Genomic DNA, 14,685 nt, shown 5'->3' on the forward strand with positions numbered 1-14,685 from the left:
AAACCGGCTCGCAATCATGAGGAGGAGAAAATGAAAGCGACCATTATCAGTGCATTCATCGCGGCGGCAATCGGAGGCGCGTTCGGCGCCCCCGCATCCGCCAAGGACCTGACGATCGGCGTCATGCTTCTGAACGGCGATACCTATTTCTCGAACGTGGTGAAGGGCGTTCAGGATGCGAATTCGGACGGCAACACCATCATTGTGAACTATAACGGCGATGCCGCCAAGGAATCGCGCGGGTTTGACGATCTGATCACGCGGCAGGTGGACGCGATCATTACCTCGCCGCTCAATCCGGATAGTTCGGTTTCGGCAATCCGCCGTGCCGCGCAGGCGGGCATCGACGTCATCTGCTACAATACCTGCCTCAACGAAGATGCGCAGAAGCAATACGTCAAGGCCTTCGTGCTCTCCGACCAGGCCGGCCTCGGCCGGGCGACCGGTGAATATGCCGCCAGATATATAAAGGAAAATATCGGCGACAGCATCACGATGGGCATTCTCACCTGCGATTCCTTCGAGATCTGCCGGCAGCGCCGCGACGCCTTCTTCAAGGTCCTCGATGACGAAGGCATCTCCGTCGATCTCGTCGCCGATCAGGAAGCCTATGTCGTCGACAAGGCCGTTCCGGTGGCGGAAAACATCCTGACCGCCAATCCCGATGTCGACGCCCTCTGGGCCGCCAACGACGGCGGTACCGTGGGGCTGGTCAAGGCGGTTCAAAACGCCGGTCGCGCCGGCGAAATTCCGGTGTTCGGCACCGACATGACGCCGCAACTGGGGCAGATGCTGCTTGCAGAGCCGCATACGCTGCTGACGACCACCGGCCAGGACGGGCTCGCGACGGGACGTACGGCCGTCGAGGTCGTCAAAAAGCTCGATGCGGGCGAGGACATCGGTTCGTTTGACCAGATCGTTCCCGTCTCCAACTTTACCGCCGACGATCCGAAGGCGGTCGAGAGCTACCTCAAAGACAATGGCTGACGGGCAAGCGTCGGCGGATCCTGCGGGAGCCGCCGGCGCGCTTCAGGACGAGAGCATGCTTCTATCCACTGAAAACCTGACGAAACAGTATCCCGGCGTGCTGGCCGTCGACAACTTTTCCTTCTCCATCGAGAAAGGGGAGGTCCGCGCCCTAATGGGCCGCAACGGCGCCGGCAAGTCAACCTTCATCAAGATGGTGTCCGGCCTCGAAGCCCCGACATCGGGCACGATAAGGCTGAACGGCGAGGTCGTTACGCTCAATTCACCCAACGATGCGCTGGATGCGGGAATCGCCACCGTGCACCAGGAACTGAACCATGTTCACGGACTGACGGTCGCCGAAAACATCATGCTCGGCCATTGGCGCTCCAGGGCAGGCTTCATCAACTATTCGGAAGTCTATGAAAAGGCGCAGGCGGCCCTCGATATTCTCGGGGAACGGATTCCACTGCACAAAAGCATGGGCGAGCTTTCGATCGCTGAGTTGCAGATTTGCGAGATCGCGCACGCGATCGCCTATCATCCCCGGCTGCTCATTCTGGACGAACCGACGAGCTCTCTTCCGCAGGACGAAGTCGAACGCGTGCTGAACGTGGTGCGCAAGCTTTCGGACGAGGGGGTGGCGGTGCTTTACGTCTCGCATCGCATGGATGAGATCGCCCGGGTGGCCGACAGCGTGACCGTCATCCGCGACGGCCGTGCGGTCGAAACCAACCGCTTCGCCGATACCTCGATCTCGCGCATTGCCGCCCAGATGATCGGCGGCAAGGACGAGGAAGCCGAACAGTTCGATATCGGAAAGCCGGGGGACGAGATCGCGCTGCGGGTCACGCATCTCGCCGCCGGCCCGAAGGTGCGTGATGTGAGTTTCGACCTTCGCCGGGGCGAGGTGCTGGGGATCGCCGGCCTGCTTGGCGCCGGACGGACGGAACTGCTGCAGGCGCTCGCCGGCATCGCGCCGATGCAGGCGGGGGGGAGCGAATTGTTCGGCGAGGGAATTTCCGGCCGCAACGTGCGCGAACTCATCCGGAAGGGCCTGTGCCTGGTGCCTGAAAACCGCAAGGCCGAAGGCATCATCCTCGACCTCCCGATACGCCAGAACCTCGTTCTTTCCTGCCTGTCGAAAGTGTCGCGCGCCATCGGCTGGCTCGACAGGGCAGGGGAAAAGTCGATTTCCGAGGCTTCCCGCCAACAGCTCGACATCAAGCTCGCCAGCCTGTCCGATCCGGTCGCCTCGCTTTCGGGCGGGAACCAGCAAAAGGTCGTTCTCGGCCGGTGTCTGAATTCGGGCGTGAAGGTGCTGCTGCTTGACGAGCCGACGCGCGGCGTCGACGTGCACGCCAAACAGCAGATCTATCGTGAAATCGCCGCGCTGGCCTCCCGGGGCATGGCGATCCTCCTGGTGTCGTCGGAGTATGAGGAACTCATGCTCCTCTGCCACCGGATCATGATCCTCGAACACGGCCGAAACACCGGCGCCGTCGATCCGCGCGAATGCCGGTTCGACGATCTTCTCGAAAAGATCCTGCGCGTCGATGAAGCCCCCATGGAGCAAGCAACATGAAGAACATGCGCTCTGTAAAGAGCCACGAAGCGGGGCTGGTTCTCGCGACCATCGTCTGTTTCGTGATTTTTTCCGTCACGGCGCCGAACTTCCTGACGACGATCAACCAGGTCAATATTCTCCGCCAGGCGGCCTTCACCGGCATTATCGCGCTCGGCATGACCTGGGTGATCATCGCGGGCGAGATCGACATATCGGTGGGGGCGACGGTTGCGCTCACCTCGGCGCTGATCGGCGTGCTGACGCGGGACCTCGGAATCGATATCGTGGCCGCGCTGATCATCGTGCTGATCACGGGCACCATCGTCGGCCTGTTTGCCGGCGCGGTGCGGGCCTATCTCGGCATACCCTCGATCATCGTCACGCTGGCGCTGTTCCTGTCGCTGCGGGGCATTGCCGAATATATCACCGACGCTTCGCCGATCTCGGTCTATAACCCGGTGCTCGACTTTCTCAGCGGCAATTTCCTCGGACTGCCGTTGCCCGTCCTCATCTTCCTGCTGCTGGCCGTGATATTCTGGATCGTCTCGCGACAGATGGTGTTCGGCCGCCAGATCTATTCGGTCGGCAGCAACGCCAAGGCGTCGCAGATCGCCGGACTTCCCGTCGCCCGGGTACGCGTGCTCGTCTTCACCGCGACCGGATTTCTGGCAAGCATCACCGGCGTCCTGCTGACGGCGCGGATCGGCTCGGGAACATCGGCGATTGGAAACGGGCTCGAATTCGAGGTGATCGCCGCCGTCATCATCGGCGGAACGCTGCTGACGGGGGGACGAGGCTCGATCATCGGGACCCTGCTCGGCGTCTTCTTCATTTCCATTCTCGGCAATGCGCTGGTGCTTTACGGCGTGAATTCCTACGCACAGAACATCGTGCGCGGCGCCGTCGTTCTGCTCGCCGTCTTCATCACCAATCTGCAGGCCGGAAAACTTGGAGCGAATGAATGACCGGTTTCCACAAGGAAGGGACGTATCTCGGCCGGATCTGGAACGCCGAAGCGGGCGGACCGTCTGTCGTGGCCATCCGCGATGGCCGCATCATCGACATCACGTGCCGCAGGGCGCCTCTGGTGCGCGATGTCTGCGAAATGGACGATCCCGCGGACTATGTGAGGACCGCCGAAGGCACGGATATCGGCGCGCTCGACGATCTGGAACGGGTCGCATCGACGGGCGAAAACGTCACGCGGCTCCTGGCGCCGTGTGATCTCCAGGCGGTCAAGGCCTGCGGCGTGACCTTCGCCCGGTCGATGGTCGAACGCGTCATCGAGGAGCGTGCGGCCGGCGACCCGGCACGCGCCGAGGCCATCCGGGAACGCGTCGGCATGCTGATCGGCGACAGCCTGCGCGATATCCGCGCCGGTTCGCCGGAGGCGTCCAGGGTCAAGGAGGTCCTTATCCAGGAGGGTCTCTGGAGCCAGTATCTGGAGGTCGGCATCGGCCCGGACGCGGAAGTCTTCTCGAAATCGCAGGTGCTGTCATCCGTCGGCCACGGGGCGGAGATCGGCCTGCATCCCGTCTCGAGCTGGAACAATCCCGAGCCGGAAATTGTGCTCGCCGTCTCGTCGCGCGGTCGCGCCGTCGGCGCAACGCTCGGCAATGACGTCAATCTGCGCGACGTCGAGGGCCGGTCAGCCCTGCTGCTGTCGAAAGCCAAGGACAACAATGCCTCCTGCGCGATCGGTCCGTTCATCCGGTTGTTCGATGAGGGCTTTTCCATGGATGATGTCCGGATGGCCGAAATCGATCTCGAGGTTTGCGGGCAGGACGGCTTCGTCATGAAAGGCCGGTCGTCGATGCGCGAAATCAGTCGAGATCCGGACACCCTGATCGCGCAGACGGTCGGGCGGCATCATCAGTACCCCGATGGTTTCGTGCTGTTTCTCGGCACGCTGTTCGCGCCGACGCAGGACCGCGATGTGGCCGGCCAAGGGTTCACCCACAAGACCGGTGACGTCGTGCGCATTTCCGCCGACGGGTTGGGAACACTCGAGAACACCGTCAGGCTGTCCACGGAGTGCCCGGAATGGACCTTCGGGATCAGCCATCTGATGCGAAACCTCGCGAAACGAGAGCTTATCTGAAAGGAGAGGTCATGCTTCAGGGCAAACACCTGATCGCCGGCCAATGGATCGGCGGTAATGAAACTTTTCGGAACGAACCGGCCAGCGGCGAACCCGACACATTCTCCGTCGGAACGCCCGAACTGGTAAACAAGGCCGCCGAGGCCGCCGAAGAGGCGTTTTGGGAATATGGCTACACCAGCCGGGAAAGGCGTGCGGCATTCCTGCGCGCGATCGCGCGTGCGATCGACGCGCGCGGCGATGCGATCGCGCAGATGGGCAGCAAGGAAACGGGATTGCCGGAAGCGCGTCTCGTCGGCGAACGCGGCCGAACGACCGGGCAGCTCAAGCTCTTCGCCGATCACATCGAGGCCGGCGATTATCTCGATCGCCGCCACGATCCGGCGCTGCCCGACCGCAAGCCCGCGCCGCGTCCCGATATCCGTCTGATGCAGCGTCCGGTCGGGCCGGTAGCGGTTTTCGGCGCTTCCAATTTCCCGCTGGCGTTTTCGACTGCGGGCGGCGACACGGCGTCCGCCCTGGCCGCCGGCTGCCCGGTGATCGTCAAGGGGCATTCCGCCCATCCCGGAACATCCGATCTGGTGGCCCAGGCGATCGACGCGGCAATCCGCGAATGTGATATGCCGCCCGGCGTCTTCAGCCAGATCCAGGGCGGCAACCGCACCGTCGGTCAAGCGCTCGTCCAGCATCCGCTGGTCACGGCGGTCGGCTTTACCGGCAGCCTTGGCGGGGGACGCGCCCTGTTCGACCTTTGCGCCGTCCGGCCATCGCCCATCCCCTTCTACGGCGAGCTCGGCTCGGTCAATCCGATGTTCGTTCTTGAACACGCACTTGAGGCGCGCGCTTCGGAAATCGCCTCCGGATGGGCCGCCTCGCTGACGCTCGGCGCCGGACAGTTCTGCACCAATCCGGGCATCGCCGTCGTTTCCGGCAAGGCCGCGTCCTCCGCCTTCATTGCGGGTGTCAAAGAAGCTCTTGCCGGGGTTGCTCCTCAGGTCATGCTGACGGACGGCATATCGGCGGCCTACCGCAAAGGCCGCGACCGGATAGCCGCCAGCAAGGGCGTTGAGGAAATTTTCGCGGCCGAGGCCGGTTCACGCAGCGCCGCTCCCTATCTCTATGCCACGACGGCCGGCGAATGGCTCGCCAACGCGGCGTTGGGAGAAGAAGTGTTCGGCCCGCTCGGTCTGGTCGTGCTTGCTTCCGACGCGGCGGAAATGCAGGCCGTCGCCCGGGTGCTTGCTGGCCAGTTGACCTGCACGCTGCATTTCGATTCCGAAGACCGGACGGCGGCAAGGCGTTTGATGCCGATCCTCGAGCGTAAGGCCGGACGCCTTCTGGCCAATGGCTTTCCGACCGGCGTCGAAGTCTGCGACGCCATGGTTCACGGCGGACCTTACCCGGCATCGACCAATTTCGGCGCGACCTCGGTCGGCACGCTTTCGATCCGCCGCTGGTTGCGTCCGGTTTCCTATCAGAATATGCCGAGCGAACTGCTGCCTGACGACCTGACTTAATTCGTGTCACGAACCTCGCGCGACATCGTCGAACATTGACAAATCCGGTTTAGCCATACAGTTATGCTGTATCGTAAACCGCTTGGAGCGGTTCACCGTTAACAGGATATCGTCTGCGGCGGCAAATTTGAACGAAGCTGTGCGTTTTCCGCAGGCGATGATCTGCGGCGCAGGTTCGCCGTCCCACCGGAATTTCTCGTGCTCTCGGCCGCGGCGGGCGGATATGCCGCCGAAGGTTAGGGCGTGGGCGTTACGGCATCGGCGGTCCGGCCGCGTCAAACGTGCCGGTTCGGCCATGGGATATCCTCCATTGCGATGAATCACTTTCTTGCGAGACCCGCCGCCCTGAACTGCAATGCGGAGCGTTTTGGGTGGCGTTTGCCGATTGTAGCCGGTATCGATAACCGGAGATGACGCGTTTGGAGGATTCATGACACGAGCCGGCGAAAACGAAGCGAAGGGCTCGGATTCCAACGACAAGATCCAGCGGTCCGCCATGCCGAGCGTTGACAAGGCGCTGCGGGCGTTGCTGGTGTTGGCCGAAGCCGGGCCGGAAGGCATGCCGTTGATCGAAGTCGCGAAGAAACTTGGGCTCAACCGCAGCAGTCTGCATGTCACGCTCGGCGCATTACGCTTCCGCGATTTCGTCGCGCAGTCCCCGATCACGGGCTATTATCGGCTCGGCAGTGCGGTTGGCTACCTTTCGCAAAGCTACCTCAACAGCCTCGATATCCGGTTGACGCTCAGACCCGCCATTCTGAGGCTCGCCGACCAGATCAACGAAGTCTGTCATATCGCGGTGCTGGAAGGTCAGGAGATCCTCTACATCGAGAAGATCGAATCGCGCCGCGCGATCCAGCCGGGTACGCGCGTGGGCATGCGCCTTCCGGCGTTGACCACCGCCATGGGCCGGGCCATGGTGGCCTATGAGTGCCCGACGTTCGAAAGCTTCAAGATCCGCTTCAAGAACGCGCTCACGCCACGGACGAAGAATGCGCCGAAGACGCTTGAGGAGGAATGGTCCCGCATCGTCGATGCCCGCCGAATGGGCTTCGGGGTCGACAACGAAGAGAATGTCGAGGGGCTGACCGCGGTGGCTGTGGCCGTGCTGGACGACGCAAGGCCGATCGCGGCCGTCAGCGCCGTTTCCCTGGCGAGCGACAAGCCCGATCTGCAGGAGCAGGCGCGTCTCATTCGAAAGGCTCTGAAGCCTGTCCTGGTCAAGCCGCTGCACCTGCCCATGCCGGAGGATCTTCCGGCAAGCTCTGGGCCGTAGTGACAGATTAAGCATTGGGATTGAACTAAGCCGCTATCGCGGCGATTGGGGCCGGCTTTGAACGGAGCCTCCTGACTGATTGGATGGTGTTGTTGCAGCTCACCCTTCAGACAGGAGGCCCAGATTGTCATTCGGCGCGGCACTGTGACCCCACTCGCTTTAACAGGCTGCTGCAAAACTCCTCGTCAGCGGGCAGAGTTTGTGATTCACTTTCGGCATTGATTTGCGGGGGTGGATTTATGCGCGGGCGATCGGATCACGGGGATGAGCTTTTTAGTTTCGTACGGCTGGAGGAACGGGTTCCGGCGGATCATCCGTTGCGGGCGATCCGAACGCTGACGGATGAGGTTCTGGCGTCGCTCAGTGGTCGGTTTGAGGTGCTTTATGCGCGCGTCGGCCGACCTTCGATCCCGCCCGAGATGCTGCTTCGGGTCACGCTTTTGCAGGCTTTCTTCTCGATCCGCTCCGAGCGGATGCTGATGGAGCAGATCAACTACAATCTCTTGTTTCGCTGGTTCGTCGGCCTGTCGATGGATGCCGATGTACAAATGGCTTTGGCCGGGACGCGATGCCGGCGATAGAGCTGATCACGACCTGTCATGAACCTTCATCACCCATCGAGTTCCACATTCCGTCAAGTTTACGATGCCCTCGGGTGTTTGGGGGGGCGCGCGACTTCCTTGACAGTTTCATCCAATGATGATCAATATATCGACTATCGATTATTTGATCGGCTTTAGGATATGCATTCCCAGGGAGGAGCCTCGAATGAAAGTCTCATTATTTCACGCAATAGCTGTGGCCGCGACCATGGCGATACTGCCGATGCAGGCAGGCGCTCAGGAGTTGTCCGGCAAGAAAATCGGCATCGCCGCGCGCGAAATCACGAATGACTACAACCGCGACATCATTGCCGGCGCGCGCGAAGTGCTCGAGGGGGCCGGCGCGGAAATCGTCGTGACCGACGGCGGCGGCGATCCGCGCCAGCACAACGAAAACATCGAGAACCTGGTCAATTCCGGCGTTGCCGGTATCATCGTGCAGCTCGGTGATGCCCAACAGCTCGCACCCGTCGTCGCCAAGGCAAACGACGCCGGTATCCCGGTCGTCACCACCTCGGTTGGCGCCACCACCGCCGGCGCGCTGGCGGATGTTGGCGGCGACGACGCATTGATGTCAGCGATGATGAGCCGCGCTCTGCTGTCGAGCATCGACTACAAAGGCGACGTTTATGTATTCTGGGTTCCGGGCGCGCCGCTTCTGGAAACCCGAAAGCGCGTTCTCGAGGCGGTTGCCGCGGACTATCCTCAGGTGACCCTGCACGAGGTCCCGACCGAGCATTCCGTTGCCCGCGTCCAGACGCAGATGGAAGACCTGCTGACCGCCAACCCGGCTCCCGGCAGCATCGCCGCGGTCTGGGGCGCGTACGACCTTCTGACCTCCGGCGCCGTTGAAGCGATCCGCCGCAACGGTCGCACCGAGATCAAGGCTGCGTCCATTGACGGCGACCGGATCGGCTTCCAGATGCTGCTCGATGAAAACAGCCCGTTTGTGGCCACCGTCGTTCAGGACGTGCCGACCATCGGCAGCACGGCGGCCGAGGTGCTGGTTGAAAAGCTCGGCGGCGCCGAGGAATTTCCGTCCGCGCTTTACACCGATGCTTGGCTGGCCGTACATGGCAATGGCGTTGCCGCCGCTGAGAAGCGCTGGGGTCCGCAGATATGGGACGAACTCGGCATGGACAAAGCCGACGTCGAAGCCCGTTATCCCCAGGACAAGGATCTGGTGGTCATTCAGCCCATCCTCCCCTGACCGCATCTCCCGCGTGTCAGCGGACCGGCGCCGTCTCTGTGCGGCGCCGGTCCACTTTCCAAATCAGGGTCATCTCCGAGCGGGAAGACCTGACAATCGTATGGTTTCGCCGATGACTTTGCATCTCGATCAAGCCCCTTTGGCGCTGGAATGCCGGAATATCCGCAAGGAATTCCCGGGCGTCCTCGCCCTCTCGGATGTCTCCCTCCAGGTGCGCCGCGGCGAGATCCATGCGCTTCTTGGCCAGAACGGCGCCGGCAAGTCCACGCTCGTCAAGGTGCTGACCGGCGTCTACCAGCATGATGGCGGCGAGATTCTCGTCGAGGGCAAACCTGTCCGGATGTCGCGTGCTTCCGAGGCCGAGGCGAATGGCATCGTCATCGTTCACCAGGACCAGCAGCTCGTTGCCCAGTTCGACGTCACCCGGAACGTATTTCTCGGGATCGAACGCACCCGCGGCGCCGGTTTTCTGAACCTGCCGGAGATGCGGGCCGAAACGGAAAAGGCGCTCGCAAAGGTTGGCGCGGCTTTCACGCCAGACACTCTGGTGCGCGACCTTTCCGTGGCACAGCGCGAGCAGGTAGCGATCGCCGCCGCGCTCGTGCGCGATCCTAAAATTCTCATCCTCGATGAACCCACCGCCTCGCTTTCAGAAGCCGAGGTGAATCTTCTGTTCGGCGTCATCCGCGGTCTGCGCGACGATGGCGTGACCATCGTCTACATTTCCCATTACCTCGATGAAGTGCTGGATCTGGTCGACCGGATGACTGTGCTGCGCGACGGCAGGCTGATTGCCACGAAGGAGGTCGGAGAGACGTCGCGTCCGGACCTCATCAAGATGATGGTCGGTCGCGAGATCTCCCAGCTCTATCCGAAGGAAGACGTTGCGATCGGCGAAACAGCGCTGTCGATCAGGGACCTTGCGGTCGGCAATGCCGTACGCGGCGTTGATCTCGATATCCGCAGCGGAGAGATATTCGGCCTTGCTGGGCTGATGGGCGCGGGTCGGTCAGAGCTTGCGCTGGCATTGATCGGCGCAATGAAGCGAACACGCGGAACGGTGACGCTCAACGGCAAACCATCGAACCCGTCAAGCCCGAAGGCAGCCAAGAACGAAGGCTACGCGCTCATTCCCGAAGATCGCCGGCATGATGGTCTGATCGGCGAATTGTCGATGCGCGAAAACATGACACTGCCCAACATCTCGAAATGGGCGACATTTGGGCTCCTCAATCTCGGCCGCGAGAAAGCAGATGCGCAGCAGCTTCAGCGTGACCTCGCGATCCAGCCGCCGAACATCGCGACCACGACCAAAAACCTGTCAGGCGGCAACCAGCAGAAGGTCGTCATCGGCCGATGGCTGCCGGGCAATGCCGAGGTTTTCATTTTCGACGAACCGACGACCGGGGTCGATGTCGGTTCCAAGGTGGAAATCTACCGCCAGATGACGGCCCTGGCGCGGCGCGGGGCCGTCGTGATCCTGATTTCCTCGGATTTTGAGGAAATCGTCGGCATGTGCGATCGCGCCGCCGTCATGCAGAAAGGCAGGATCAACGCCGTTCTCGAACGCGACGAACTCGATGTCGCCACAGTGCTCTTTCACGCTTCCGGCGCGGATGGGGATGCCGAAAATTCCTCCACCGGACACAAGGCCGCCCCGCCTGCCGAAGTGGAAATGCGCGAACATCACGAGAGCGGCCTCGGCCGTTTCTTCGCCCGCTGGGGATCGTTGTTCGGCATGGCGGTCGCCATCGCGGTGATTGCGTTTCTCTCACCCCAGTTTCTCAATCCGGGCAACATCTTTGATGTGCTCAAGCAGGGGTCGGTGCTGGCCTTTATCGCTCTCGGCTTGACGCTGGTGTTGATCGCCGGCGGGCTCGATGTGTCCGCCGGCGCGATCAGTCAGTTCAGCTCCAATGTCGCTGCCGGCCTGATCGTCGGTTCCGCGGGAACAGCAGTGGCGCTCGGGGCGGGCATCGCCATCGGTGCTGTTGTAGGACTGATAAATGCGGCGCTTGTGCTGATATTCGCGATGCCGCCCTTCGTGGCCACGCTCGGCATGATGTTCGTGACGATGGGCGCCACGCTTCTCTATAACGGCGGACAGGCAATCACCCTGTCGAACGAGCCCGGCTTCTTCCTCCTTGGCCAGGGATATGTCGGGCCGGTTCCGGTGGTCTTCATTCTTCTCGTCGCCATCACCTTCGTGCTCCACATCTTCCTGTCACGCAGTCGCATGGGCCTCAGAATGTATGCGGTGGGACAGAATCTCGCCGCAGCCGAACTGCGCGGCATTCGCCAGCCGCGCTATGCGCTGGCTTCCTTTATCATCGGCGGCGCGGTTCTTGGTTTTGCGGGCGTCGTGCTGACCTCCTACAGTTATGGCGCCTCGGCGCTGGCCACCGGTATCGATTTTCTGATCAGCGCTCTGGCGGCGGCCTTCCTCGGTTCCACCCTGTCGCGCAGTGGTCAGCTCAATGTCACCGGCACTGTGGTGGCGGCAATGTTCCTTGCCTCGCTCTCGAACGGCCTGATCCTGATCGGCATCTCCAATCAGGTGTTGCCGGCCATTCAGGGAGCGGTGCTCATTCTGTCGATCGCGATCGGCGTCATACGACGGCGCGAGATCGGCCAAGTGCTGCTGTTCTAGGAGGTCGGCGAGATGAACCACGCATTGACACGAAAGTCGACCGGCGCAACCGTCGTCGGGTTTCTCCGAGACTACGGCGCGATCTTCGGCATGCTCGCCGTGCTCGCAATCTTCTACTATTTGCAGCCTGCGTTTCTGCATCCCAACAATGTACTGAACGTGCTGCGGCAATCTGCCGTGCTGATCGCGATCGCGCTCGGCATGGCGATCGTCATGTCGATGCGCGGGGTTGATCTTTCCGCGGCCCAGATCGCCGATGCCGCCGGACTGATCGCGGCCATGTTGATCATCAGGGGCGAGCCGGCCTGGATGGCCTTTGTCATCCCGGTTGTGTTCGGTATCGTCGCCGGCGGGATCAACGGCATCCTCGCCGCCTATATCGGCGTACCGGCCATTATCGGCACACTCGGCATGATGTTCATCATCCGCTCCGGCGAACTCGTCCTCTCCAACGGTGCGGAACCGCAGATCCTGTTTTCGCTGCCGCGTGGACTGACCAAGGACTTCCTCTTTCTCGGCCAGGGAAGCATCGGTCCCGTTGCAACCCTGATCGTGCTGGCCGTCGTGCTCTTTTTCCTCGTCTGGGGGCTGATGTCGGTCACCAGCTTCTCGCGGCGGGCGAAGGCGATCGGCGCCAATGTGCGGGCCGCATATCTGGCAGGACTGTCCATTCGCTCGGTCTTCGCCCTCGGCTTCGTCGCCTCCGGCGCGCTTGCGGCCATCGGCGGCGTGGCGCTTGCCTCGCGCACCGGGGTTGCCATGCCGCGCGGGGCCGAGCCTTTCCTGCTTGATTCCTTCGCGGCGGTCTTCCTCGGAACGCTGTTTTCCCGGCAGGGCGGGATCAGCATCCCAGGTACACTTATCGGCGCGCTGTTCATCGGATTTCTGGGCAATGGCCTGACGATCGTCGGCCTCGGCGCGCCCTACCGTTTCGCACTCAATGGCGGTTTCATCCTCCTCGCAATGGCGGTGGGCGGACTGAAGCGCCGGACATGAACTCAAAGAAGGAAACAGGTCATGACGATTATCGATGCCCATAATCACGTCGGCACCATCAAGAAGGCGCATCAGTCCGGCGCCGACCTCGTTGCCAAACTCGACAAGGCCGGGGTGGAAAAGGCGGTGATGTTTCCGTTCGTGGAGGGTGATTTCTCCAACGAGCCGATCCGGGACGCTCACAGGGAATTTCCCGATCGCCTCATTCCATATTGCGCGGTCAACCCCTGGAACGACACCGCGGTCGACGATGTGCGGCGCTGCGTGGAGACCTACGGCTTCAAGGGGCTGAAGCTTCACCCCACCATCGGCGGCTATCACCTTTCCGATCCGAAGCTTTGCGATCCGCTGTTTGCCGTTTGCGAGGGCTACGGCATTCCGATCGTCGTGCACGGCGCGAGCGACCTTTACAACTGCCCACCGGAATTCGCGCTGATGGCCGAGCGGTTTCCGAATGTCACGCTGATCATGGCGCATATGGGCTTCTTCTGGTCGGTCGATCAGGCGATCCGCTTTGCCATTCAGTATCCGAATCTCTATCTCGAGACCTCCCGGGCGCCGATCTTCGAGATCCAGACGGCCGTTCGCGAAGTCGGCGCCGACAAGGTCATCTGGGGCACGGATTCGCCTTTCGTGGATTACGCGTTCGAATTCCAGAAAATGAGTAGCGCAACCGACGATGCTGATGCTTATAGTAAGATCGTGGGCGGTAATATCGCCCGTATTCTCAAGCTCTGACCGTGGGTACGGATGAAATGAAAAAGCCGGTTCCGCGCAATCCGGTTGACAATCCCGACCGGCGCCTCGACCTTGCGGCGCGCGCGGCGTGGCTCTCCTATGAAAAGCAGCGCACGCAGGACCAGATCGCCAGGGAGATGCAGGTCTCCCGGCAGGTGGTCCAGCGTCTCATGGCGCTCGCGCATCGCGCGGGTCTGATTGAGTTCCGCCTGAAGCATGCGCTGACCGACTGCATCGAACTGGCCGAACGGCTGCGGGAGAAGCTTGACCTCAGCTATTGTGACGTGGCGCCCAACGAATCCGAGACGATCGAGGATCTCGCGACAGTCGGCAGTCTCGGTGCACACTATCTCGAAACCATCCTGCCGTCGAGCGAACCCTTCACGATTGGCGTAGGGAATGGCCGGACGATGCGTGAACTGTCGCGTCGTATCGAGCGCCGCGACCTGCCGGAATGCCGCTGCGTTTCGCTGATGGGCAATCTGACCCGCGACGGCAAGGCCAACAATCACGACGTGGTCAGTTGGATTGCCGAGGCACTGGGGGCGGAATGCTACCCGCGCCCGATGCCGATCATCACCAACACGGCCGAGGAACGCCGGGTGCTTCAGGCACAGCCAGGCTATCAGTCGATCAGCAGTCTTGTTGCCGAGGCGCAGGTGCTGATCATGGGGATGGGTTTTTTCGGCGCAAAGTCATCCCTTCTGGAGGACGGCTTCATCACCGCCGAGGAAACACGGCAGGCGATCGAGGCAGGCGCTGTCGGCGAGTTTCTGGGCTTTGCCATCAACGTGGAGGGCGCGATCGTCGCCGCAGAATATCACGAGCGCCTGACATCATACCTCCCAAAGCCCGATCAACACCGCCCGGTCATCATCGTCGCCTCCGGCGCACAGCGCGCCGCCGCGATTGTCGCGGCGTTCAAAGGCCGGCTCGCCAACGGTTTGATCACCGATGAGAATACGGCCCGGATTCTTCTCGATGACGAACTGACGCAGAAAGGCAACCGGTAACGATCTTGCGGGGTGATCAGTGCCGTGGCGGCAACATCGACATGCCGCG

At 61.9% G+C, this 14,685-nt stretch carries 12 protein-coding genes and 1 pseudogene; 12 read left to right on the top strand and 1 reads right to left on the bottom strand.

What is annotated here, in order from left to right; all coding sequences use genetic code 11:
* Positions 1-30: 30 nt before the first annotated feature.
* The 5 genes from K7H91_RS18730 to K7H91_RS18750 are packed head-to-tail and all read left to right on the top strand — an operon-like array spanning position 31 to position 6,151.
* Positions 31-987, top strand: coding sequence for a substrate-binding domain-containing protein (locus K7H91_RS18730; protein ID WP_230721754.1), 957 nt, complete (start codon positions 31-33; stop codon positions 985-987).
* Between the two features lie 55 nt (positions 988-1,042).
* A complete protein-coding gene (locus K7H91_RS18735; RefSeq protein WP_230721755.1) occupies positions 1,043-2,551 on the top strand; it encodes a sugar ABC transporter ATP-binding protein in 1,509 nt (502 codons plus the stop codon).
* The gene (locus K7H91_RS18740) at positions 2,548-3,498 is read left to right on the top strand and encodes an ABC transporter permease (protein WP_230721756.1); all 951 of its coding nucleotides are present in this window, start codon (positions 2,548-2,550) and stop codon (positions 3,496-3,498) included. The genes K7H91_RS18735 and K7H91_RS18740 overlap by 4 nt, the downstream gene beginning before the upstream one ends.
* A complete protein-coding gene (locus K7H91_RS18745; protein ID WP_230721757.1) occupies positions 3,495-4,634 on the top strand; it encodes a fumarylacetoacetate hydrolase family protein in 1,140 nt (379 codons plus the stop codon). The genes K7H91_RS18740 and K7H91_RS18745 overlap by 4 nt, the downstream gene beginning before the upstream one ends.
* Positions 4,635-4,645: 11 nt before the next feature.
* On the top strand, positions 4,646-6,151 hold the full coding sequence (locus K7H91_RS18750; protein ID WP_230721758.1) for an aldehyde dehydrogenase (NADP(+)): 1,506 nt from the start codon (positions 4,646-4,648) through the stop codon (positions 6,149-6,151).
* A 6-nt stretch (positions 6,152-6,157) separates the two neighbouring features.
* Here K7H91_RS18750 and K7H91_RS18755 read toward each other — a convergent pair whose 3' ends face one another.
* Positions 6,158-6,448, bottom strand: a complete 291-nt coding sequence (locus K7H91_RS18755; protein WP_230721759.1) for a hypothetical protein — start codon at positions 6,446-6,448, stop codon at positions 6,158-6,160.
* A 133-nt stretch (positions 6,449-6,581) separates the two neighbouring features.
* On the opposite strand from K7H91_RS18755, the gene K7H91_RS18760 reads away from it, so the two are divergent.
* The 7 genes and pseudogenes from K7H91_RS18760 (at position 6,582) to K7H91_RS18790 (ending at position 14,636) form a co-directional block, all read left to right on the top strand.
* A complete protein-coding gene (locus K7H91_RS18760) occupies positions 6,582-7,427 on the top strand; it encodes an IclR family transcriptional regulator (protein ID WP_230721760.1) in 846 nt (281 codons plus the stop codon).
* A 239-nt stretch (positions 7,428-7,666) separates the two neighbouring features.
* Positions 7,667-7,972: pseudogene (locus K7H91_RS18765) on the top strand (transposase); the annotation flags it as partial.
* 223 nt (positions 7,973-8,195) lie between these two features.
* A complete protein-coding gene (locus tag K7H91_RS18770; RefSeq protein WP_230721761.1) occupies positions 8,196-9,239 on the top strand; it encodes a substrate-binding domain-containing protein in 1,044 nt (347 codons plus the stop codon).
* Between the two features lie 112 nt (positions 9,240-9,351).
* A complete protein-coding gene (locus K7H91_RS18775; RefSeq protein ID WP_230721762.1) occupies positions 9,352-11,889 on the top strand; it encodes an ATP-binding cassette domain-containing protein in 2,538 nt (845 codons plus the stop codon).
* 12 nt (positions 11,890-11,901) lie between these two features.
* The gene (locus K7H91_RS18780) at positions 11,902-12,885 is read left to right on the top strand and encodes an ABC transporter permease (protein ID WP_230721763.1); all 984 of its coding nucleotides are present in this window, start codon (positions 11,902-11,904) and stop codon (positions 12,883-12,885) included.
* 21 nt (positions 12,886-12,906) lie between these two features.
* The gene (locus tag K7H91_RS18785) at positions 12,907-13,623 is read left to right on the top strand and encodes an amidohydrolase family protein (RefSeq protein ID WP_230721764.1); all 717 of its coding nucleotides are present in this window, start codon (positions 12,907-12,909) and stop codon (positions 13,621-13,623) included.
* Between the two features lie 17 nt (positions 13,624-13,640).
* On the top strand, positions 13,641-14,636 hold the full coding sequence (locus K7H91_RS18790) for a sugar-binding transcriptional regulator (RefSeq protein ID WP_230721765.1): 996 nt from the start codon (positions 13,641-13,643) through the stop codon (positions 14,634-14,636).
* The last annotated feature ends 49 nt before the right edge of the window (positions 14,637-14,685 follow it).

This window comes from Martelella mediterranea (genome assembly GCF_021021415.1).
In the GTDB taxonomy this organism is placed as follows: Bacteria; Pseudomonadota; Alphaproteobacteria; order Rhizobiales; family Rhizobiaceae; genus Martelella; species Martelella mediterranea_C.